Source organism: Chryseobacterium tructae (genome assembly GCF_030409875.1).
GTDB lineage: Bacteria > Bacteroidota > Bacteroidia > Flavobacteriales > Weeksellaceae > Chryseobacterium > Chryseobacterium tructae.
Genome location: NZ_JAUFQR010000001.1, coordinates 3,884,367 through 3,907,314, shown reverse-complemented (window position 1 = coordinate 3,907,314; position 22,948 = coordinate 3,884,367). Strand labels below are relative to the sequence as shown.

General features: G+C 32.1%; 18 protein-coding genes. 6 read left to right on the top strand and 12 right to left on the bottom strand.

The features are described 5' to 3' along the window. Positions 1-10 precede the first annotated feature (10 nt). From QWZ06_RS19305 to QWZ06_RS19270, 8 genes are all read right to left on the bottom strand, one after another. The gene (locus tag QWZ06_RS19305) at positions 11-1,132 is read right to left on the bottom strand and encodes a DUF4236 domain-containing protein (RefSeq protein WP_290300544.1); all 1,122 of its coding nucleotides are present in this window, start codon (positions 1,130-1,132) and stop codon (positions 11-13) included. A 78-nt stretch (positions 1,133-1,210) separates the two neighbouring features. After that, positions 1,211-3,778, bottom strand: coding sequence for an AAA domain-containing protein (locus QWZ06_RS19300; protein ID WP_290300542.1), 2,568 nt, complete (start codon positions 3,776-3,778; stop codon positions 1,211-1,213). 54 nt (positions 3,779-3,832) lie between these two features. Further along, positions 3,833-4,636 (bottom strand): GIY-YIG nuclease family protein, encoded by an 804-nt coding sequence (locus tag QWZ06_RS19295; protein ID WP_290300541.1) that lies wholly within the window; start codon positions 4,634-4,636, stop codon positions 3,833-3,835. Positions 4,637-5,060: 424 nt separating this feature from the next. Beyond that, complete coding sequence (locus QWZ06_RS19290) at positions 5,061-6,170, bottom strand: putative phage abortive infection protein (protein ID WP_290300539.1); 1,110 nt, start codon at positions 6,168-6,170, stop codon at positions 5,061-5,063. Between the two features lie 39 nt (positions 6,171-6,209). Then, a complete protein-coding gene (locus tag QWZ06_RS19285) occupies positions 6,210-7,412 on the bottom strand; it encodes a phospholipase D family protein (protein ID WP_290300536.1) in 1,203 nt (400 codons plus the stop codon). Positions 7,413-7,440: 28 nt separating this feature from the next. After that, positions 7,441-8,583 carry a DUF3800 domain-containing protein gene (locus tag QWZ06_RS19280; protein ID WP_290300535.1) on the bottom strand — a complete coding sequence of 381 codons (1,143 nt, stop codon included), beginning with the start codon at positions 8,581-8,583 and terminating at the stop codon, positions 7,441-7,443. 117 nt (positions 8,584-8,700) lie between these two features. Beyond that, entirely contained in the window at positions 8,701-9,513 is an 813-nt protein-coding gene (locus QWZ06_RS19275; protein WP_290300533.1) for a hypothetical protein, read from the bottom strand. A gap of 14 nt (positions 9,514-9,527) precedes the next feature. Then, positions 9,528-10,049 (bottom strand): KwaA family protein, encoded by a 522-nt coding sequence (locus tag QWZ06_RS19270; RefSeq protein WP_290300532.1) that lies wholly within the window; start codon positions 10,047-10,049, stop codon positions 9,528-9,530. Between the two features lie 229 nt (positions 10,050-10,278). On the opposite strand from QWZ06_RS19270, the gene QWZ06_RS19265 reads away from it, so the two are divergent. Next, a complete protein-coding gene (locus QWZ06_RS19265; RefSeq protein WP_290300531.1) occupies positions 10,279-10,803 on the top strand; it encodes a hypothetical protein in 525 nt (174 codons plus the stop codon). Between the two features lie 156 nt (positions 10,804-10,959). Here QWZ06_RS19265 and QWZ06_RS19260 read toward each other — a convergent pair whose 3' ends face one another. The 4 genes from QWZ06_RS19260 to QWZ06_RS19245 form a co-directional block, all read right to left on the bottom strand. Beyond that, positions 10,960-11,310 (bottom strand): hypothetical protein, encoded by a 351-nt coding sequence (locus tag QWZ06_RS19260; RefSeq protein WP_290300529.1) that lies wholly within the window; start codon positions 11,308-11,310, stop codon positions 10,960-10,962. Between the two features lie 72 nt (positions 11,311-11,382). Next, positions 11,383-14,037 carry a hypothetical protein gene (locus QWZ06_RS19255; RefSeq protein ID WP_290300528.1) on the bottom strand — a complete coding sequence of 885 codons (2,655 nt, stop codon included), beginning with the start codon at positions 14,035-14,037 and terminating at the stop codon, positions 11,383-11,385. A 201-nt stretch (positions 14,038-14,238) separates the two neighbouring features. Next, the gene (locus QWZ06_RS19250; RefSeq protein ID WP_290300526.1) at positions 14,239-14,976 is read right to left on the bottom strand and encodes a hypothetical protein; all 738 of its coding nucleotides are present in this window, start codon (positions 14,974-14,976) and stop codon (positions 14,239-14,241) included. Positions 14,977-15,135: 159 nt separating this feature from the next. Continuing rightward, entirely contained in the window at positions 15,136-15,384 is a 249-nt protein-coding gene (locus QWZ06_RS19245) for a helix-turn-helix domain-containing protein (RefSeq protein ID WP_290300523.1), read from the bottom strand. A gap of 672 nt (positions 15,385-16,056) precedes the next feature. Here QWZ06_RS19245 and QWZ06_RS19240 point away from each other — a divergent pair. The 5 genes from QWZ06_RS19240 to QWZ06_RS19220 all read left to right on the top strand — a co-directional run bounded on the left by QWZ06_RS19240 (position 16,057) and on the right by QWZ06_RS19220 (position 22,900). After that, complete coding sequence (locus QWZ06_RS19240) at positions 16,057-16,848, top strand: TonB-dependent receptor plug domain-containing protein (RefSeq protein WP_290300521.1); 792 nt, start codon at positions 16,057-16,059, stop codon at positions 16,846-16,848. A gap of 8 nt (positions 16,849-16,856) precedes the next feature. Beyond that, complete coding sequence (locus QWZ06_RS19235) at positions 16,857-18,290, top strand: SusC/RagA family TonB-linked outer membrane protein (RefSeq protein ID WP_290300518.1); 1,434 nt, start codon at positions 16,857-16,859, stop codon at positions 18,288-18,290. Positions 18,291-18,349: 59 nt separating this feature from the next. Next, the gene (locus tag QWZ06_RS19230; RefSeq protein WP_290300517.1) at positions 18,350-18,877 is read left to right on the top strand and encodes a hypothetical protein; all 528 of its coding nucleotides are present in this window, start codon (positions 18,350-18,352) and stop codon (positions 18,875-18,877) included. Positions 18,878-19,073: 196 nt separating this feature from the next. Further along, positions 19,074-20,438 carry a RagB/SusD family nutrient uptake outer membrane protein gene (locus tag QWZ06_RS19225; protein WP_290300515.1) on the top strand — a complete coding sequence of 455 codons (1,365 nt, stop codon included), beginning with the start codon at positions 19,074-19,076 and terminating at the stop codon, positions 20,436-20,438. Next, positions 20,438-22,900 (top strand): alpha/beta hydrolase family protein, encoded by a 2,463-nt coding sequence (locus QWZ06_RS19220; RefSeq protein ID WP_290300513.1) that lies wholly within the window; start codon positions 20,438-20,440, stop codon positions 22,898-22,900. Before QWZ06_RS19225 ends, QWZ06_RS19220 begins: the two co-directional genes overlap by 1 nt. The last annotated feature ends 48 nt before the right edge of the window (positions 22,901-22,948 follow it).

Genomic DNA, 22,948 nt, shown 5'->3' with positions numbered 1-22,948 from the left:
GAGATCAACTTTAAGTTAATTCCTTACACAAACTTTTATACTCTTTAAATGAATTTGCAAACTCTTGGGCGAATTCAAAATTACTTATTTGATATTCCTCATTAACACCATTACTGGAAGAAAACCTCAGCCTTGCGTATTGAACAACAGGTATCTGATAATTGCTCTTGAATCTTTTGTCAGGAGTTCCGTTTTTATTGACTTTCGCCCATGTTTTTCTAATAACTTTTGAATCACGAGGAACACTGCTGGTTTCGGTAAAACTTACAGAAGAAAATGTAACATTAAGTTCATCAAACCCAATAATTGCAAAGTTGTGATCATTTTTATACATCAGTATAAATGTTGGATAAAAATATAAATCCGCTCCGTTTACATTTTGAAAATATATGGCTTCATAGTTTGATGTGATGATGGGAAGTGATTTAAAACCAATTCTTGCATCTTTTCTGTTGACCAACGTGCTGGCGCTAGACCGGGCAGCCACACGATCCTGAAAATGTGCTCCGGTAATATCCCATATTTTATGCGCTGTGGTTAGATTTTTAAAAGAATGCTGTAATTGTTCATACTTTCTCTTAGAGGGATCATCGAACTGTATATCGATATTAACAGCCGAGTTATCAATTACAATCTTGGTTTCTTTAAGAGCTTCTTTTTGTGCATTAATATCCTCATTTATCTGTTGTACAATATTTTTGTTTACCAACCCATATATAAAGATATAACTTGCAACTTTCTTGGTCTTGGTAAAGGTTAACGCTTTTTTTATTTTCTTCAGATCCGTCTTCAATTCCGCTTTTTGCTGTTGAGCCATTAAGATAGATTCTTTGATACCTGCCATATTTTGAGATGTGATCTCATGAATATCGGCACTAAAAATGTTATCTGATAACTCAGTGTAAAAAGGTTGTGGATCAGGATAAGATTGCGAAGGAGTCCTTGGTGATGATGAACCAGAAAGCCTGTATGAATTTGAAAAACCTGAAAAATTGGTATTAAGTCTCGTGCCTGACGAACTCAAATTTACACTCATACCTTTAACCCCAATACTCGTAGAAATTCCTCTTTTGCTGAAATTCAAATGTACACCGGGAATTATTTTGATTCTCTTTCTGTATGACCAAGCCATGATATAGTTTTTAAGATGATTGTAGTCACAAATCTAAACTACTACAGACAGAAAAGTTTACGGAAAACCGTAATCTCATCAGGAATTATTCTTCGCTATTTCATTTAGTTTGCTAATCAACCTCTCTTTCTCACCACTTCCTGTAGTGGAAAATCGTACCAAAGGTATTCTATACTTCTCTAAAATCTCATTCTTCATACGATCTCTTCCAGCTTGCTTGCTTTCCGTTTTATGATACTCATAACCATCAACTTCAATAGCCAATGCAGGGTTTTTCCCCAGCTTATTATAGATCAGAAAATCAAGGTGTGTAGCGTGATGTCTGGCGTATCGTTCTTCTTCAGCAGTTAATTTGGAAAAATCTAATAATAAATTTCTCAATGGATGATGCAGAATAACGCCATATTTTGAAAATTGATCGTCAGATAAAACTTCCCTGATTAGCGCATACATAAGATTCTCACTGTCGAAAACAGATTTCTTTTTTTGATCCGATAAAAGCGTTCTTCTTTTTTCTTCATACCCTTTGTATAGGTAATCGAAAATAGAATGTACCTCACTATTTATAGTAGTGAAATTATTGTAATCAATATAACGGATCAGATCGGAGATATTCGTTTCATTATCACTTTCATTTCCATTCACCAATAGAATCAGCTGATCTTTGGCTCTGGAAATGGCTACATTCAGACGGTTTGGATTGTCGGTGAATTCAGAGATTTCATTATCTACTGTAGAGAGAATGATCACATCATTTTCTCTTCCCTGAAATTTATCCACCGTATCAGCTTTGATATCTGTTCCCTGAAATGTTCTTTGTAGTGCTAAGGTCTGATTACGGTAAGGCGTTACAATTCCCAGATTCACACCCTCCAGCTTTTGTTGTGGAATGATTTCCTGAATAATCACATCAATCTGCCGTTGATTCTCTCGTTGACGGGCATGGTTGCCTTCAGTTGTTTTATAGACTAGCAAAGGCTCTCTTTCCGTCTGTCCTTCCGAAAGAATGATCAACTGATCGTTATAAAACTTACGGTTACAAAAATCAATGATTTTAGGATGGCAGCGATAATGTTCTTTTAACAGTGTTTTAGGAACCTTCGGAAATACTTCTGCCACGGAAGAAAGCAAGCTGTGACTGGAATACTGATAAGGTTCCGGAATATCATAGTTCTTAAAAATCTGATCTGTATTTTCTGCTGTTTCCGAATCCACTACATTGGGAAGCTGTTTTAAATCTCCTACAATGACGGCCTGTTTTGCACAGGATAAAGCGAGTACACCCGTTGCAAGATCCACCTGTGAAGATTCGTCAACAATGACATAATCGTAGACTACATTTTCAGCAAGGCTTTTTCTTAATGAGTAGGTGGTACTCATAATGACAGGATAATCTTTAATAAATTCCTCTGATTTAAAACGAAGATCCCATTCAGTATATTCTGAACGTTCTTCTCCCTTATATTTTTGGTAGAGTTTGTTTTTAAACAGCTGCATCGATCCTTCCGTATATTCTTTCATTTTATCATGGAAGGAAAAATGCTGTAACGTATTGTGCAACTCATGCTTTCTGAGACTAAGCTCTGAAATTTTTACCCCATAGTATTTTGACTGAACAATCCTGATCATCTCTTCATACGATAAGGTATAAAAAATCTTATCTCTTACCCCATACAGAAAAGGGAATATCAGTTTTCGCCACCAGTAAAACCTTTTCCCACTTTTCTCATAGTCTTCCAATGTAATCCATAAAGAAAGCAGTTGATCTGAACTCACATTCTTTTTAAAACGGATTTCCGTTGCCAACGCGACATCATCTGTAAAATGCTGATGTTCTGTTTGGATCTTATCGGTTTCCAACTTGAGTAAAGCTAATTCATTCTTTAATTCCAATTTTTCAGCAAGTTCAGTAAAAAGAAGAGTGGTAGATTGCATAAGAGATTGTTTCTGTTCCTCCTCTAATCTAAAATCTGAAAGATCCGGGATTTCATTCTGAGTATCGATAAATTCTTTTTTATTCTGGCTGTTTCCCAACAATGCCGCTATAAAAGAAACTCCATTGCTTTCTAGCTTTTCAAAAACATTTTTTGTAGCAGAATTATTGCTTGAAACAACAGCTACACTCTGATTATTCATTACAGCATTGGCAATAATATTAAGAATTGTCTGGGTCTTTCCTGTTCCTGGAGGACCTTCAATGACACTTAAAGGATTTGAAAATGCATTGTCAACTCCTGTTCTCTGACTTAAATTAAAACCAAAGGGGAAGAGTCCAATAGGAGAGGCGTGGTAATTCTTATCAGGTTCTTTTCCATTAAGGAAATTGTAAAGAATAGAAGTGTCAGGAATAAAACTAATACTCCCATAGCTATTGGCAAGAATGTTATTGCCTTTCTCGGTCTTCAATCCAACACTTTCTGCAATCGCCTTTAGATAAGAAAAAATATTTCCTGCTCTCTCACTTTGAATAGCTGATCTTACGATTTTAATTCTATTTTGAGTATAAGAATACGTTTTCTCACTGCTTTTATATTCCACAACACACTTATTACCCTCAAAAGAATAAGAGTCAATCTCATCAGTTCTGTCTTTACCATCGATATAGACTGCTTCTTTTCTAAAGGTTTGTGATGTAGAATTTTGCATGGTTCTTAATTGTTACAAATATAAGGACATGAAGTGAAAATATTGAATTATCATTTATAAACAATATTCCGACATAAAATTTTTTAAATCTTTTAACTCATTGAAATTTAGTTTAAAATATTCACCACGAATTCTATTTTTTTTAAATTTTCTGTGGAGTTCGGTTTCAACACTTTTATTTGCATTCCAGCAAGCAATTAAATAAACTTGAGGTTCCTGTGATTGTAATGTTTTTTCTCTAAATAATGGATTTTTGCTGTATCCGATCTTTATTAATGAAGTTTCCGTATTAATCATAAGATACACGTAATTATTGTGGTTTTCAGAAACTTTTTTATAGCTATCCTTGAAAATTTCTCTATAAAAATCAACAATAGGTATTACATCAATCTGTTTAATAGCTTTATGATGTAAGTTGATTAATGCTCCATTTGGACCAAATTTTCTAAGCTCTTTAATATCCACGTTCGTAATTGTAAAATAGCCATCTTTTTCCAAAATAGTTCGAAGCTGTTTTTGAAAAGTGTTAAATGCGTGGATTTCATTTATTTCAGAATAATGTATTGCTAATAATGCACAAAATCGTAACAATAAAAATTGGTAATTAAGGTTATTTAACTCTATTCTTATTAAATTTCCCTTAAGTTTCCTATTATTGTTTACGTAATAAATCTCAATTAATATAGGTTCTTCTTTATCCTCAAAAAGACGAAGACCAAAGCATTCTTTATTTAGTCCAATAATAACATTATTGAGCTGCCCCGTCTGGTCATCTTTATTTAAAAGATGTATTAACTCTTCGTCTAATGTAAAATAAGAATTTTCAAATTGGTTTTGAATTTCTATGGCATTAATCATAAAGTAATTTATCAGAAATTGTATTTTAAACCTAAGTTATAAAATTAATAATTGGATATATTTAATCTTATTGAATTTTAATCTACTTTGAAAATAAGAATAGGCTTTACCACTACTTTCGTATATTGCGACGCAATTATTACCCTCAAAGGAATGAGATTCTATCTCATCAGTTCTTTCTTTACCATGAATGTAGATTGCTTGCTTTCTGTTGGTATTTGGTGTCGTATTTTGCATGGGTTATTGGTTGTTTACTAACAACTTGATGCGAATTGTTACAAAATGCATTAAGTGTATATGGGGTACTATAATGAATCTATTATATCTATATAACTTAGGTTGTAAAATTAAAAATGCAAAATCTGCTAAATTATTATATTTGATAACATAATGGAGTCTTACAGAAGTGGCTCAAATTTAAGCATTAATAATCCGCCCATTCAAACATAGGATCAGATTTGCTATTAGATTTTTTAGCAATCGATATAATTTTTTTTGCAAAATGTTTCCTTGGTTTTTCAACATGTTTTACTCTATCAATTGGCAAATTATGTAACATTCGATACTTGGATAAAAATAGATTTTCTTCACTTTCCCAATCTTCACCAATACCTGAAATGTAATTGTGATATAATAAAATTTGTTCATCATTAGACATTTGCGCTCTAAGAATTTTTAGGTATTCCCGTGATTGATCATAATCAAATAGCTTTTCTTTCTCGTTTTTCACTACAAATTTTACAGTACTGAATAAATGTCTGTAATAATGTACTAATCTAGATTCATGGCCTGTAAATGGTGCATACTTAATATGAAGATCAATTTTCCCCGAGTTTAAATCAAAATCTTTCTTTCCACCAAAAGTTTCCTTGTGTTCCTTTCTCACATTTTTTAGCTGAGCTCTACATTCCTTTATAAATATTTTATATTCATCTTCTTTAATTAATTGTGAAAATGAACCAAAAAAGAAAAATCTATATCCGATTTTTAAAATAATATCATCTGGAACTTGCAAAGAATCTCCAATATCTTTACAAAAAGATAAACATGCGTTGAGCTCTTTAACCATTGAAACAAATGTCTTTCTTCCTTCAACTACCCTTTCAATTTGTGTTTTTGTTATAGTTTCATTTAAAGTATCACAAGAATTATGAGTAGTTGACATTAAATAGCTATATCCAGTAATTCTCATTTCACTAATATTTTCTTTATGCAGTCTAATCATTTCAAAATATTGTGATTCAAATTGTTGTATCTTAAATTGCTGTTGTACTTGAATATTAGCTTTGAACTGAACCCAAAATGCAATAAACGTTAGAAAGCCGGCTAACAGGGCTATAAACGGACCTGTCGTCCCTCGTATAGTATCTCCGATTTGTCCTGTTGTTGAGACGTCAAAATTTGTTGGATGATTGATAAATTTGTAATATTGATTTATTGTCCATTTTGAAAGGTCTGTTATAAAATAAGTAGATGATAAGAATAAAATGAATGCTAGGAATAGAACCCATTTTGAGGCAATTAAATTTTTCATAATAGAATATGTAATATGTCTTAAAAATCACGTTTCTTTTTATCGTTCATAGTATAAACTATCCAAAAATGCAGAACGAGCTAAACTTATTTTAATTTCAATGTCGCTTTTAGGAGTCGGATTTTGCCACCAATCACTATCATAAATTCTTAAGATGATTTCATTCCAATATCTTTCATTATTCATACCATTTCTAGTGATACCAAAATCTTTACAAAGAGCATAATTATTTTTACTGTCATAACATATAAAAACATCTGGTCTCTTCATCGCTAGCAATCTTGTACTGGTTGCTAAATAATTTCCGGGCAGTGCCGTTTGAAAGTACTCTAGAAAATGGTCATAATTCGTTTTTGTAATTTGTCCATTGAGCGGAATTTGGTCTAAGGCTTTTGATATCAATTCACTGTTATCATTTATCTGTTTTTTAAACATGCCTGCCCCCTTCATACTACCAAAATATGCCCAATCTTCCGCACCGTCAATTGTTACCATTAAATTATTAGGAATTCCTGCAATAAATTTTCTCTCATCATCTTCCAATTCATTAAAGTGTTTGGCTTTATTAAATAATTCTTTTGCTATTTCTATTACTCTGATTCTCGTCTTCACATCTTGTACCCCTTTTTCATAGACATTGTCAACAAATTCATCCCAAGTTTTTGTTTGTAGTTCAACCTTATGGATTGGTGTAGGTGTGTCTTTAACTGTTCCGTATTGACCTGATAAACTGTCAACTTTTGGCTGTTGAATTCTCCAGATCTTATTATAGTTTTCCCAATCTTGATCATTGAAGGTTTTTCCCTGCTCAAATGAAGCATTGATTACCTGTAATATGGTATTATATACTTCTAAGGAATTATGATCTGAGTTATTTATTAAAACAGAAACCTCGGTGTTTTTTGAAAAGGCGCTTGTAGTAAAATTTGCACTACCAATGATAAGTTCCCAATCATTTTCATCATTAGAAAATAAATATACTTTAGGATGAAATGTTCCGTCAGGCTGCTCTACAAAATGAACGGTTTCATCATCAATGAACTCTTTTATAAAATCAGGATGAGTTTGGTAGAAATGTATGCCAACTGAAAGCATATCTATTTTATATTTATATTCAAGCAGATCATCGAAAATTTCATTTCCCGCACTTGCCCATGCAGTAGCCCATTTAAAAGTGTTGTATTTTTTTATTAAACGTCTAAATTCTTTTCTTAAATAATGTTGTTTAGTTATTAGTTTCATTGTAAATTCTAAGAATTTTTATTTTCCTTTATCTTTTCATACCTGTAATAATATCTTTCAAAATTTCAAATTCAGGATCGTCTAAAATATCTAAAGAATTATTTGTCGCCAATAATATTGATTCTCTACATAGACTTATCCTGCGCAGCAAGGGTAACACGATCGAATTTCCGTGTTGAACATATTTTTTTATTTCGCTATGGTTAACAGGTATCTTATATCCTTCACGACTGCTACCAATTAGAATGCCTTTGTCTCTCAGGCTACCGACCATGTTAACGAATTGCTCTTTACTCAGCTTGGATTCTCTATTAACATCAAGATGTTCAATAAACTCCTGGGCTGTAGTATAGTTTTTATAATGATTGGCTTCATGATACCGCACCAATACTTTGAGAAAATTTATTGAATCCTGCATCTGTTGAGTTTCTGGAGATGCAGTATCAAGATAATCGAAAATACTTCGGAGACTGAGATCGGTTATTGCCTGGCTATAAAACTCGTCAGCCTTTGATTCGCTGTATTCATTGATTTTATAAACTTTTGGAAAATGATTAATACTAATGATTTTCCCGGATAAAATCTCCAAGAACTGCTGGGAATAATCACTTTTTTTATGTTCGTCAAAAATATACCCTAAAGTTCCGGCAACAAAATCTGCAACTTGTACTCCTAATTCTTTGTCGCTTTTATTGACAAAAAACTCAGAGCCTTCAAATAGAGTACGAATGTGATTTTGTCGTACATATTCTTTAAATTCCAGCATAAATTCATTGCCTCCATGTTCATCAACTTTCAGTTCAAGTTTTGGAAATGTTTTATATAATTCTTTATATAAAATACCGTTTAGATACTTGTAAAAAGATTTTTTATATTTAAAACCTTCACCATATAGTTTTGTTTTATCGACCACAACAGAATAAATATTGAACTTGAGTTTTGACAGCTCATTTAAAATAAGCAATCTTCTTCTGTGATTATCTTTTACTTTTGATGATTTAATTTCTCCGGTCTGAAAATATTTTGACCGGATTTTTTCCACCTCATTATAAAATTCTTCCAAGTCCTCATAATTGACAATAATACTAGCAATGATAAAGTGAGAACTTTCCGTAGAAAATTTAAATGAATTATTTCCGAATTCGTCGGCAAAGGCAATAACCTGTTTCATATTAATTAAGTAATACTATAAAAATACTGAGAAAATGGTTTATCAGAAAAGTAACATCTAATCTTAAAAACAGTTTAGCTTATCTACTAAAATCAATATTTTAAAAATCAAAATCAGTTAAATACTTATAATTGAATTTGCAATTCTTTTTTCCCCTCCAATTGGTGTTGTATAAAATCTTTGCTGTATTCCCCATAAAACAAATTTCAGATCATCATCTGTTTCAATTTTAAACTTTCCAGCTTCAAAGACTACTTGACTATATTCGCTCGTGTAAGAATATACAGCTTGTTTTTCGGAATCCGATAAATTATTTAATGTCTCCATAACTAATGCAATTCTTTTTCTGTTGAGCACTGAAACACTTCTGTGGTCAAAATCAGAATCTACTTCAAGAAAATCTTTTTGTAAAAAAGAATCAGTCTCTGTAGCAGTTGCTTCTTTATATAACTGATCCATCCCTTTAAAGATTTTTTGAGCAGCCGTTAACCTTTTAAAATATAGCGTATCAAAATGTTTATCGTAGATCGCGTCGGCAAACGGATTCACTGTTATAATAGGTTTTTCTGTTTCAAGTGTCAGCTCGTCAATTGAAAACCATTTTTTACTTATAAAAATGCTAGAATTAATGATCTGGAAAAAATAGAGATTATTCTGTACCGTACAGATAAACGAAAGTTTTGTTAGATCTGTTCTTGTAATCTGGTCGTGATTTACAGAATTTAGATCGTTTTCTAAGAAATCAAAAGAATATCCAGATTGAGAAAATTGTGAAACCTTATAAAGTTCTTCATTTTCGATAATGGTAGCAGGATTATATTCAACTCCAGTTAAATTTAACTGTGAAGTATTATATACATCTTCTTCGGTTTCAATTACACGAAAGATGTTATTTTTTCTTTTTACTTTCCCATAAATAAAGGTTGCCATAAAAAATATTATTTTTAAAGTTCTATAAACGTATAATTATTGATTCTTCTTAAGCTATCAAAACTATCATTGCCCGGAATTTTCAGTTGTTTTTTAGTTATTAAAAAGATTTTAATATTTGCCGAAGTTTTTATAAAATAAAAATGATATCCAAATAATAAAAAAATTGGATTGAAATAAAGTGTCTGTGATAAATATGTAAAAATATAAATGATTAAAAAGACAATTATTAGTGTTGGAATGTCATTTATCCCCAGAGAAACAAAAAAGTAACCTAAATAAGTCGGTAAGAAATTATTGTTGGCTAATTCAATTTCCGTAACTGAACTTGCTTGTAACTGATCTCGAGGCAGTTTTCTAGCAATAAGAAAGCTTAAAGCTGTAAAGACTATCGGAACTAAAATAAATAGCCCCCAGGATAAATACATTGAATATTGTTCAAGAAAATTAAAAACAAATTTATCTTTCACCAGAAATACAACAATAATTAACCACGTTGAGTTAAAAGCTAAAAATAATTGATAAAAATATTTCATTTCTTTTATTTTCTACATGATGATAAAATTGTAAAATTTTGAAACTATTGCAAATATAGCCTGTATATTTTCTTAATCATTACGGTTTCCCTTAAAAGCAAAAATATATATAAACTGAGTTTTTCAAATCCGTATTTTCACTGAAAATTTACTTTTATTAATTAAAACCTTATTGATTTACTTATATTCGTAAAAATTAGAATATAATAGCCACTAAAAAAACTAAAAAATGACACTCAATGAATTTATTGCAGAATCTTCTTCATTAGATAATTCTACAGGCAATTTCGCAAAGAAAATCTTAGATGATGAGAGATTTCCAGCTGAGCAATCAGAAAGACAAATGCTGGATTATTTAGATTTTGAAACTCGAAAAGAAGGAGTGAACAGTACATTCCAAAGATTTCTTGCAGAATTTAGAAAGAAAAATAATAAAACACTAAAGATTGTCTTAAATTTTTTAAAGGAGAATAATATACAATCACTCAATGATGCGACTGAAAAAAGAATAGCAATGGGCTACGTGGAGGCTTGCGGTTATATAGTAACTATACCTCTGGGAAATGATTATCCGCCATCTATATCGAAAGATATGGATCAGCTTGGAGAAATGAATATGCAATGGGTTGATATTTCGAATGGAGAACAAGTACAAAGTTTTTTATTTGATGGACCTAATTTAGGAGATGGTATAACGCTTCGTTTTTGTTGTCAAGAAATACAATTTAACTTTTTACTTTCATTAATAGACTAATAAATATTAAAAATGTAAAATTTAATTTCCAGAATTAGATTTTACATTTTTTTTAATGCGCTTTTTTCAGTGCACAGTTTATTACAGAGCCATAGTTTATATTCAAAAATTTAAATCATTAGATTTCTTACCATTTTGTGTACTTAAGTTTTTAAATTAAAATAAGTTTAATTTTTTACAATTTGGCAGATACATAGGATTGGTAGTAATGTACCAAGCTTCAAACCCTGTTTTCTTGCATTTCTTTTTTTCTACTTCCCAGAGTCTTCCAGCTTTTTCTAATTGTCTTTTGTACCTGCAAATATTTTTTTGAGGAATTCCAGTTGCTTCGGCTATCATAGTGGCAGTTGCAATATGATTTTGTAGATATTGAAATACCGTCTGCAATTGATTTTCGAAATATGAGAATCGTCTGCTCTTTTGAAACTGTAAAGATTTTTGCTTTCCAAATTTTGTAACAAATGGAGTTTCCGCTACAACTAACTGCTTGAATGTTAATTCTTTCATTTTACAAAGTATTTATTGTTTACCTTGCAATATTAAAGAGGGCATTTAGGGGCAACAATAAGGGCGTACTCCTTATAATAGCTTTTCATAGTCCCTATTTACTCTTTCTTTATATTTAAAAGCGGTATAACGGGATTTATTTTCTGTTGAATTGTTCAAAAGACTGCTAATATTACCTTTGATAGCTCTGCCATCCTTATCACTGTTGAACCATCTAGAAACCTCAATATATAATTTATACTTGCTCTTAAAATGATTCTTTTCTAGGTAAGTAAAATATTCCAGATAATCGAGCATAGCTACTACATATGGTAACTTATTTTCGGTTAGCAACTGAATCAAAACATTTTTATTTTTATCTGAAAGATTTTTTAATTTTTCAAGCTCAAAAAAACCATATAAACGTAAATTCTCACTTAGTAGTTGTGATTTTGTTTTTTGTTGCTCAGGTTTATCAATAGTTGGATTAGACTCGTAACCTTTCTCGTAATCACCTTTTATATGATAAACAAATACTTCATATGGATTTTGTTTTCCGTTTTCACTATGTCGCCAAGACCAATGCATTACATCACCAAAATCTATGTTATAAACCAATGATTCTTCTGAAATAGTAGTAATTATGCTTCTTAAACATAATAAACATTCGTAAATAAAATTAAATCGATCCTCTGAGTATTCCCTTTTTTCCAAAGGGATATCTTTAAATGTATGTTCGAATTTACTAACTTGGTACAAATGATAATCTTTGCCATCGTCAAAAAAACCTCTAAAAACCATTTTTAAAAAGCCAGTCCTTTGTTCATTATTCTGCAATTCGAAAAGTTTTTCCTTAATCTCACTGATAGTATCTTTTGTAATTGCTACATAGTCGAGGTTCGGCTTATAATCAAAATCGTCCTCATACATTTTGTTCAAAATTTTGGTAAAATTTTTATAATTTCCGCCTTCTTCTTTACTTAAAGTGTTTACGCTGTTATATGCCTTGCCATTATTATGAATACTTTTTTTCTCTTCCAGCCATTTTTTATAAAGAAAGTACTTTGCATAAATCAACAATGAATTACTTTCTTGACTATAATTAAAATAGGTGTAATAATTTATGAATGGTAAATCGGAATTCTCATAAAAACCATTTGCTAATCGTAAGTATTCCAAGTAATCTGATTTATCTTTGTTTTTAAAAGCATCAATAGTTGATAATTTATTGGCTTCATCTATGAATTTATAAATTGAGTTCAACTCATCTTCAATTATTTTATCGTTTGGATAATTTCCGCATTTTTTTAAAAAAAGTTCTTTTAGAGTTTCAAATCTTTTCTGGGTATCATGTTTTTTAAATCGTTCTATAGCCTCTGCTTTACTTTTTGGCTCTGGAATTTGCAAGTATTCATCATCTTTTTTAATTCCTATTTGTTTAGCAAATGCAATTCTTTCAATGTCCTCTTCAGTAAATTTTTTTAAAATTTTTCTAGACTGTTCATATTTTTCAGATTCCGATAAATTCTCAAACTCCAATAATTTTCTATTCAGAAAAGATTGTCTTTTATCAACAGTATTTAAGAGGTGCTTTTTAAAACTACAAAATTCATCCTTCGTATCACCCAATATTGAAATCTCATTATAAACAGGCTTTTTTAATTCTTGCAAAAAAGATAAGCATCTTTTCAATTCATTTTTAATAAAATCACTCTCATTAGTGTCAATATTTGTATTAGTAAAGTCAATTCGTAATTCATCATATTTCTCGATATACTTCTCAGTATGAAGAAACGAATTGTATGTATTTTCTAAATACATTTTTAATAACCCAATCTTTAAATAACCAAGTATAATACTTACGGTCATGGGATATTCTAACTTTTCAGAGTTAATTTCTAGATCCAAAAATTCCTTAAAAATGTTTTCTATGGATAGTCCATCAGTTCCTGTAATTAATTTCGAAATATTAATCCCGTAGGTTATAAAATCTTGGAATTTGCCCGTGCTGTTTGCTTTACATTGCTTCAGTATCTCCGTTTGAATTGCAAAAAATGACAGACTAAAATCTTCAGTGATTTCAAAAATATTTCCGTTGTTTATTATCCAGTCATCTATTTCGAATTCAAATTCAACAGATTTATTTTGTAGTTTATTTACAGCATTTCTGATTCCTTTCTCATCTAGAGTTTCAATAGTAATTTGATGTCTATTAAATTGTATTTGTTTGCTTTTCTCAATTTTGTGTTTGTCATCAAAAGACAAGAATGGTTTGAAGCAGTCATACAAAGTTTCATGAAAATCTCTAACAAGATCGTATGGTAAAAAATTATCTAAGCTTAGCTCTAAATTTTCTAGAATAGATACATATTTACTTTTTGCTTCTAAGATCAATTTTACATCTTCTTGATCATATTTTTGTCTTTCAACAAGTATCACGAAATCACCGATATTGTAAAAATGATTGTTACCAATATTGGATAAGTCTGTTATTTCTAAACTACTTATTTTTTCATTGATTAAATTTTTGCAGTTATTACGAAAGGAATTAACAAGCTTATCTCCTTTTTCGGCTATTTTTTCCCTTTCAAATTTATGCTTAAAATTTACTTTAGGATCCAGATCGTTGTAAGTCTTCCTAAGATCATCAATCTGATCCAACAGTGTTTTTTGTTTATTAAAAAGAGCTATATTAGATTCTAAAAAATCTATAAAGCAAAATATATTTTTGATCTTTTCTGTTATCATTTTTTTCCTGCTTTCCAAATTTACCCAAAATATCTTTGACAATCAATTTTTTACTACTACGAAAATGGAATTAATTTGGACAAGAGGAAAAGTATCTTAAATAATATTTTTAGAACTTTAATATAAATAAGTTTTTAATAAAAATCCCAACTCTTGTCAGCATTAAAATGATAGTTTCAATAGAATATCTTGAAGAATACCTTATTTTAAATCTAGATATGTAAGAATAAATTTTTTCTCTGTGCTTCTAGGTATGATTGGTATTATAATTTCTCCATTTTGTTTAAGCCTATTGCCTTTCATTTTCTTGGACGTGTTATTTTCTTTGAAATTAATGATTATAAAAAAACCTCTCAAAAGAAAAGAATAGCAAGTTTCTGTTTCCAATTTACTTTTAAAGGGTTGAACTATTAATTGATCAAATTCTGAGTTTTTATCAAATTTTAATATATTTAATTGGAATTCTAAATCATCAGTCGTTTGATTTTCATATACAATTTTTCGTATCTTATCATTATAAGGACCCAAATTAATGTCTTCAAATTCCTCAAACGTACAAATATCGGCTCGAAATAAAATTGAAAGAAAGAAATTTTTAAATCTTTCATAATCTAGATTTTGAACCGTCAGAGTTTTAATCTCTGCTGATTTTCCCTTATTGCATTTTACATCTCTATTTTTTGATGACAATATATCAGCAAGGTAAGATTCATATTTGCCACCAATTATTCTATTTTCGCAATCGCTACATAATAGTCCTCCCTCATAAACTCCTGATGAAGGTCTACTAATTTTAGGGTTTTTCTTAATAATTTCTTCTGTCGAGATTTTGATAATCTTATGATTTTTATCGTATAAATCTTTGTATAAAAAATCGGGATAAATATGTGATTTTTTAATCAAAATCTGTTCTATATTACACAAACGACACTTTTTCATAAATGATTTCTTTAATTACTTTATAATGAGATTTTAGCAGTCACCTTTTATCAATAATAATGAAAAAAATCGCATTGTTTTCAAAATTTTAAAGCTTTTACGGTATTTACATCGGAGGGTTATTATAAAGAAATTGGTAAAAAACAAAAATCCTAACTATTAGTTAGGATTTTCATTTATTTTAAAATTAAATAATTCTTGAGGAGCTATGTCTAATCCTTTAGATAGCTCTAGTATTGTAGACATTTGAATATTTCTTAGACCTTTTTCAATTTTACCAATATCACTATAGTCTATTTCGCAATTTTGAGCCAATTGTCTAAGACTAAGTTGTTTTCCTTCTCGTAATTCCTGAACCCTTTTTCCAAAACCTTGTAGAAATGCAATTTTTTCAGAGTTTGTTGCCATATCAATATCAAATTGATAGCAATTTCCATATAAAGGTAAAATAATTAGTGGGTATTATTCCCCACGTTGTATTTTTTTATTATATTTGGAATAAATTACATAATAAAGTAATTTTGCGATACTTCAAATTTAATTATAGAAGCTATTGCTTAGAATCTCGTACTAGAAAATCGCCAATTTTCAAACAAACGCAACGAGACCATAAGTAAAGTAGCTCACGACCTAGGCGTGGGCTTACTTACGGAGTTTGTTGCAAGGTGTTTGGCGATGCCTCTAGTACAAGCGATGATGTAGTAAGTTCCACGCTTTATTTTTCCAATGTTGCCCGTAATCGCTGAAAATCTAAGCCGCTTCCTAAACATAGTATCAGACTACACGATACAATAGGAATGTACAACCTATTGCGGCTTTAAAAAGCTTACACGGGAACACAGATTTCATTCATATTAAATTCTTTCCGGTGCCTTGCGGTCACTGATTGCAGAACCTCACCAGTCCTTTTTCATACCAAAGGGCATCAGGAAAGTCTTTATCTACAAAATGAATCAAAAAAACTACTCAACTTAAAAATCAGAAGAAAGAAAAAAGCCCCTTCCCATGCAGTTTGGACACTTACGGGAAAGAGCGTAGTTCAGTAATTAATCTTTAAAAATTAAAAACCTTTACAAATCTATGAAAAATTCCTATTACAATATAGGAGGCATTTTCTTTGGGCTCATGTTGACCGCTGTAAGCATCAATATAAAAGCCCAATCACGCACCATTTCCGGTACCGTTACATCATCAGGCAAACCTCTTTCAGGAGTTGTCATCTCCCAAGAGGGCAGTGATCAGGTAACCATAACCGGCAACAACGGAACCTACACGATAAAGGTTTCAGCAGAAAATCCCATCCTATTGTTCAGACACCCTGATTATACAGAAGAAAAATTCACACTCACTAATCAGACCGTCGTTAATATCAGCTTAGAACAAAAAGTAAAGGGAATCGAAGAAGTTATTCTCAACGCTGGCTACTACAAGGTAAAAGACAAAGAAAGAACCGGTAGTATCGCCAAAGTTTCAGCAAAAGATATCGAAAATCAACCTGTCACCAACGTACTGTCAGCAGCACAGGGAAGAATGGCAGGAGTGAACATTATTCAGGCCGGCGGAACAGCAGGCGGAGGATTTGATGTTCAGATTCGGGGAAGAAACAGTCTTCGGACAATTCTTAACAGCCCTGTTAACGGAAACCAACCCCTTTACGTGGTTGACGGAATTCCGTGGAGCTCAAACTTGACATCCAGTTATTCTGTGGGAATTCTTCCTATGAGTTCTCTAAATCCACTGAATTCAATAAGTCCGGATGATATAGAGAGTATAGAAGTTTTAAAAGATGCCGATGCTACGGCTATTTATGGATCCAGGGGAGGGAATGGAGTCATATTAATCACTACAAAAAGGGAAGAACCGGCGCTATAAGGCTGACAGTGGATACTAATTACGGCATCAGCAAAGTGGCCAATCAAATGAAGCTGATGAACACTGAACAATACCTGAAGATGCGCAGGGATGCCTATGCCAACTATAACGTTGTTGTTCCTGCAAATGCTTACGATATTAATGGAGTTTGGGATACGGATCGATATACAGACTGGCAGAAAATACTGATCGGAAATAATGCCGAGTCTTCCAGCATCCAACTATCTGTAAGCGGGGGAAATGACAGGAACCAATTTTCTGTCAGCGCCTCACATTCTAACCAGTCAACTGTCTTTCCCGGAGATTATAGATACAAGACCAATATTCTTAATTCTAATTATAGCTATACCACAGAAAACAGAAAGGTTTCACTCTCGTTCAGTAATATTCTCTCGAGCCTATCGAATAATGTAATCAGCAATGATCTGACCAATAAATCATTGAACCTGGCTCCTAACGCACCTGCGTTATACGATGATGCAGGAAACTTAAATTGGCAGAATAATACATTTAGCAATCCTTTAGCATCACTAAACGGTCGTTATGAAAATAGAGTGTTACAGATTAATCAGAGTGTTAAAGCTGGATATGAGGTTTGGAATGGTTTGAAATTCACCCTTAATGGAGGTCTTAATATTCAATCTTTAGAGGAATATACCTTAGCTCCAAACACGATGTATAATCCTGCCTTTGCATCAGGAGCATCATCGGCACGTTCTTCATCTTCAAGAGGAACCAGCAACTTGATGTCCTATATTCTAGAACCTCAGATCAATTGGTCAAAGGATTTAGGAGCAAGTAAACTGGATGTACTTTTAGGATATACCTACCAGAGCAATAATTCTAAATCTTCAGCAATTACCGCATCAGGATTTGCCAGCAATTCCCTGCTTTATAATCTCGCTGCGGCATCACTTATTACGCCAAGGGATTTTACTGACATTGACTATAAATATACTGCTGTGTTCGGTAGACTTAATTATCGGTTGATGAACCGGTATATCATCAACTTAACAGCAAGGCGCGATGGCTCAAGCCGCTTTGGACCTAATAACAGGTTTTCAAATTTTGGAGCAATTGGAGCAGCCTGGCTATTTTCTGAAGAATCTTTTTTAAAAAATTCGAAATGGTTCAGCTTAGGAAAATTAAGAGGTAGTTACGGACGTACCGGAAGTGATCTTATAGGTGATTTTCAGTTTACCAATTCTTATTCCGTTGCTCCTATTTCTTATAATGATGTTCCTGCATTATATCCTTCCCGTCTTTTTAATCCTGACTTTACTTGGGAAAAGACCAATAAACTGGAAGCGGCGATAGAATTATCACTGTTTCGTAATATGATAAATCTTACGACAGCCTATTACAGAAATCGTTCGTCTAATCAGCTGGTAGGTATTCCCTTAGCTTCTACAACAGGATTTCAAATGTCCAGGCAAATCTAAACGCGACGGTACAGAATTCAGGATGGGAGATCGAAGCGTCTTCCAGTCCCCTTAAAAGTATGAATTGGAAATGGAATATCAGTTTCAACGTATCATTCCCCATGAGCAAGCTATTATCATTCCCGGGGCTGGAAGGCTCAACCTATGCAAATACCTATGTCATAGGTCAACCTACATCAATTGTAAAAGTGTATCAGTATGAAGGTATTGATCCGGTAACAGGGCGGTACATGTTCAAAGACTTTAATCAGGATGGTAAAATATCTTCTCCTGAAGATCAGATGGCCATCAGAAATGTAGGAACTAAATATTTTGGTGGCCTTCAAAATCAGATATCATACAAAAATATCAGTCTTTCGTTTTTATTACAGTTTGTAAAACAGGATTCCTGGAATTATTACCGAACCATGACAACCCCCGGAAATATGAATAACCAGTCTGCTGAGTTTGCTAATGTTTGGTCATCTACGAATCATAATGGTATCATTATGCCGTATTCACCGGGTACTATTACTGCGACAAATACCCTTACTTCCAATTTAAAAACAGTACAGCAGCAATCAGTGACGGTTCATTTATACGGTTGAAAAATGTTCAAATCAACTACAGACTTCCAAAAATAAGTAAAGTATTTGGTGAAGCCCGAATATACATCCAAGGTCAGAACTTATTGACTTGGACCCACTATATAGGGTTAGATCCTGAATTTACAGTGAACGGTTATTTGCCGCCTTTAAAAACTGTTTCAATGGGTTTCCAGTTAACTTTTTAAAAATGAATCTTATGAAAACAAATAAATTTATAACCAGTATTATTATTGTAACATTATGGTCTTGTGAAAAAAGTATTGATGTTGATTTTCCCAATACCCAAATCGATGTAACACAGGTATTTGAAACTGTTAGTACAGCAGATGGTGCATTAAGTAATCTATATGCGGAAATGTACAGTTTCTCTGTATTAAATGGGGGAACGGCAGGAAGTGGAGCTTTGCTTGGCAGCTATACGGATGACCTGAACTGTTATATGGCAGCTTCTTTAGGCGGAGCACCGGACATTTTTAATAATCAGCAGCTGTCATCTAACTCCGTTATTAAAAATTCATGGGCTAATTCCTATAAACAAATTTATCTTGCCAATTCTATTATCATAGGTGTTGATGCTTCGTCAGGTATTGCAACGAAAGATAAAAACAGAATAAAAGGGGAAGCGCTATTTTTGCGATCTCTTATCTATTTTTATCTCACTCAGATATTCGGAGACGTACCCTATACAACAACGACAGATTTTACTATTAATCAAAAAATAGGTAAAATGAATGATGAAGAGGTGCTTACTACTATTCATAATGATCTCATGCTCTCAATTGATTTATTGGAGGATAACTATCGTAATACAGATCGGATTTATCCCAATAAAAAAGCAGCTGAAATGATGCTGGCAATAGTCTGCATGCAGGAAAATAAATGGTCACAGGCTGAAAATTTACTGGAAGATATCAAAAGCAACAGCCTATATGCTTGGGAGCCTGATGTTTCAAAAACATTTAAAAAATCGGGTAAGCACATACTTTGGCAATTTAAGCCTTTACAGGCAGACCTGCCTACTAATGAAGCATCTATATATTACTTTACGACGGCTGCACCAACAGGATATGCTTTGTCAAATGATCTGGTCAATTCTTTTGAAACAACTGATTTAAGACTTCAGAAATGGATCACAAAAATCACTGTAAATCAAAATGTTTTTTACCGCTGTAATAAATATGTTAATGCAGTCAACAATCCAGATGAATATTCTATAGTATTTAGAATGGAGGAAGTAAACCTTCTTTTAGCAGAAGCTTTAGTAAGGCAAAATAGAAAAGAGGAAGCGCTTCCACTCCTTAATGCTGTGAGACAAAAGGCTGGTAATTCTAATCTGGGGCTTTTATCAAATGAGCAGTTTCTTGAGGAATTATTGAATGAAAATAGGAGAGAGTTCTTTGCTGAGAAAGGGAACCGCTTTTTGACCTTAAAGCGATTCGGCCGGCTTGACCAGCTTAATGCAGTTAAAACTAATTGGCAGAATTTTCATAAAGTATGGCCAATTCCCCTGAATGATCTTCTGCTTAATCCGAATTTAAATCCTCAAAATCCTGGGTACTGATGAAAGCTATTTTAATTGGTGTGAGTCTAATATTCTTTTGTTTATTGCATTCACAAAATAAAGACCAGGTAATTCCTGATTCATTACAAAGGCACTATTATAATGTGAGTTTTCCCAGGATATCACCTAATGAGCAATATATAACTTTTAATAAAGCATATGACAGAAGTTCGGATACGGTGGTACTTATCAATAGAAATAATAGAGATTCAGTTATTTTTGAAAGTGGAAAAGTGCTGGCTAATTCTATCAATTTCACCTCAAATAACAATTTGATGATGCGCCATGGTAAAAACTTTCAATTACTTATTTTACCATCTTTAGAAATGAAAGTTTGGGAAGATGTTAGAAATTATTATTGGCTTCCGGATGTTAAGTTAATATTGATATTGCAGGAAAGAAAACTCAAGATTCTAAATGAAAATGGGGAAGAGAATAATGTAGTAAATAATGTAATCAGCGTCGATAAAATAGATGATGTATTGTATTTCATCACGGAAGAGGATAAAAAAAAATACAGTCTTTATGAATGGAATCTAAAACAGAATAAAAAAATATATTCCTCATCTAACTCCAAAATTGAAGTTAAGTATCGCGATCAGGATGGTCTGTTTATTTTAGAACAGGATGAAAACAGCAAAAAAGGGCAGCTTATATACATGAGTTCAACGGATCATAAACTATTTCTGTGCAATGATTTTATGGATTCTGTTAATTTTAGCGAGATTTCAAAATTAAATGACGGTAAATATTTTATTCATTTCTTTCCTGAACTTAAATCTAGATCTAAAGATGAGGTAGAGGTGTGGTATGGGAACGATAATAAAATCCAAACAAAATTTTATGAGGATTATATTGGTAAATATTTTATCTGGTCTCCCAGAGAAGAATATTCTTATGAGATTTTAAATGAAAGGCTGACCCATCATGCTTTCATAGGGAATAACAGATATTTACTTTCATTTGATCCCTATTATCAACATGATTACACGAAACGTTTTCAGACATTCAATTTACACAGGTATGATACGCTGCTTGATAAATATGATTTTATGATTAATTCCGGCTCAATGGTATTTAGTGATGACGCTGGAAAATGGATTTTAACATATCAGAACAAAGAAAAATGGATATTGTATGAAGTAGGAACTTTAAACTCTTATGAGATACAATTGGATACTCATGAAAATGCTTATTTTTCTAAAGATGGGAAGAGAATTCTTTTTGAGGGGATGGGGGAGTTATTTGAATATGACATACAGAAAAAGAAGCTGAATAGATTTCCTCTTAAACCAGGTTTCAGAGCTAAAATAAAAAATGGAACAATGCAAAATGTTTCATCTTCTTATAATATTTACCGTAGCAGTTATGATGCAAGTAATCCCGTTATTATTGAACTTTATGATAGGGATCAAATAAAAAACGCCTGGATGTCTTTTAATGGTAAGGAGGCAAAAGATATTATAGACGTCACAGATGATGATATAACTGCTGTAGATTGGAATGAGGGAGTGAAAAAATTACTCTATGTCAAAAGTAATATCAATAAACCTCCTCAGCTGATTTTAAAAAAGCATCAGAAGGAAGAAATTGTTTACAAAAGTAATTCTCTTGACAAGGAGGCTAAAAATATTTTTTCCAAGACTATATTATATAAAAATAGCCAGGGGCAGTCATTACAGGGAATTCTATTTTATCCGGTCAACTTTAAAGAGGGTAAGCAATATCCTATGATTGTTACAATCTACCAAAAACTCAGATATATGAAAAATAAGTATCTGGTTGACGGTATTGGAATGAATCCTCCAACAGAAGGTATTAATGTGCGTAACCTGTTAAGAAAAGGATATTTCGTATATATGCCTGATATAGTTTTTGATTCTTGCGGAACCGGTAGATCTGCCTTAGATTGTGTCACCAGCGCTATGAATGCGCTTCAAGGTTATGGCTTTATAGATTTTAAGAAAGTAGCACTAATAGGACATTCACATGGAGGATATGAAACTAATTTTATCGCTACTCAATCCAACCTGTTTGCAACCTATATTTCTGGGGCTGGAAACAGTGATTTGGTTAGATCCTATCATTCATTCAATTATAATTTCAATAGGCCTTTTTTCTGGCAATTTGAAGATGGACAGTATGAAATGCCGGGCTCTTTCGTTAAGAATAAAATGATATATATTGACAATAGCCCAATTTACCATGCCGAAAGGGTTCAAAAACCAATTCTTCTCTGGACTGGCAAAAAGGATTATAATATTTTTTGGGAGCAGACAATGGAATTCTATTTAGGACTTAGACGAAATCATAAAAAAGTTGTTGCTCTTTTTTATCCTAATGATGAGCACAGCTTATCAAAAAATAATAATCGCATTGACCTATACAGTAGGATTTCCGACTGGTTAGATTTTTATCTGAAGAATAAAAGTGTCAAATGGATAGATAAAATGATGGAATAATAAAAGCTGTCTCTAAAACAAGCGTTGTGTTTTGCAAATATGTAAGTT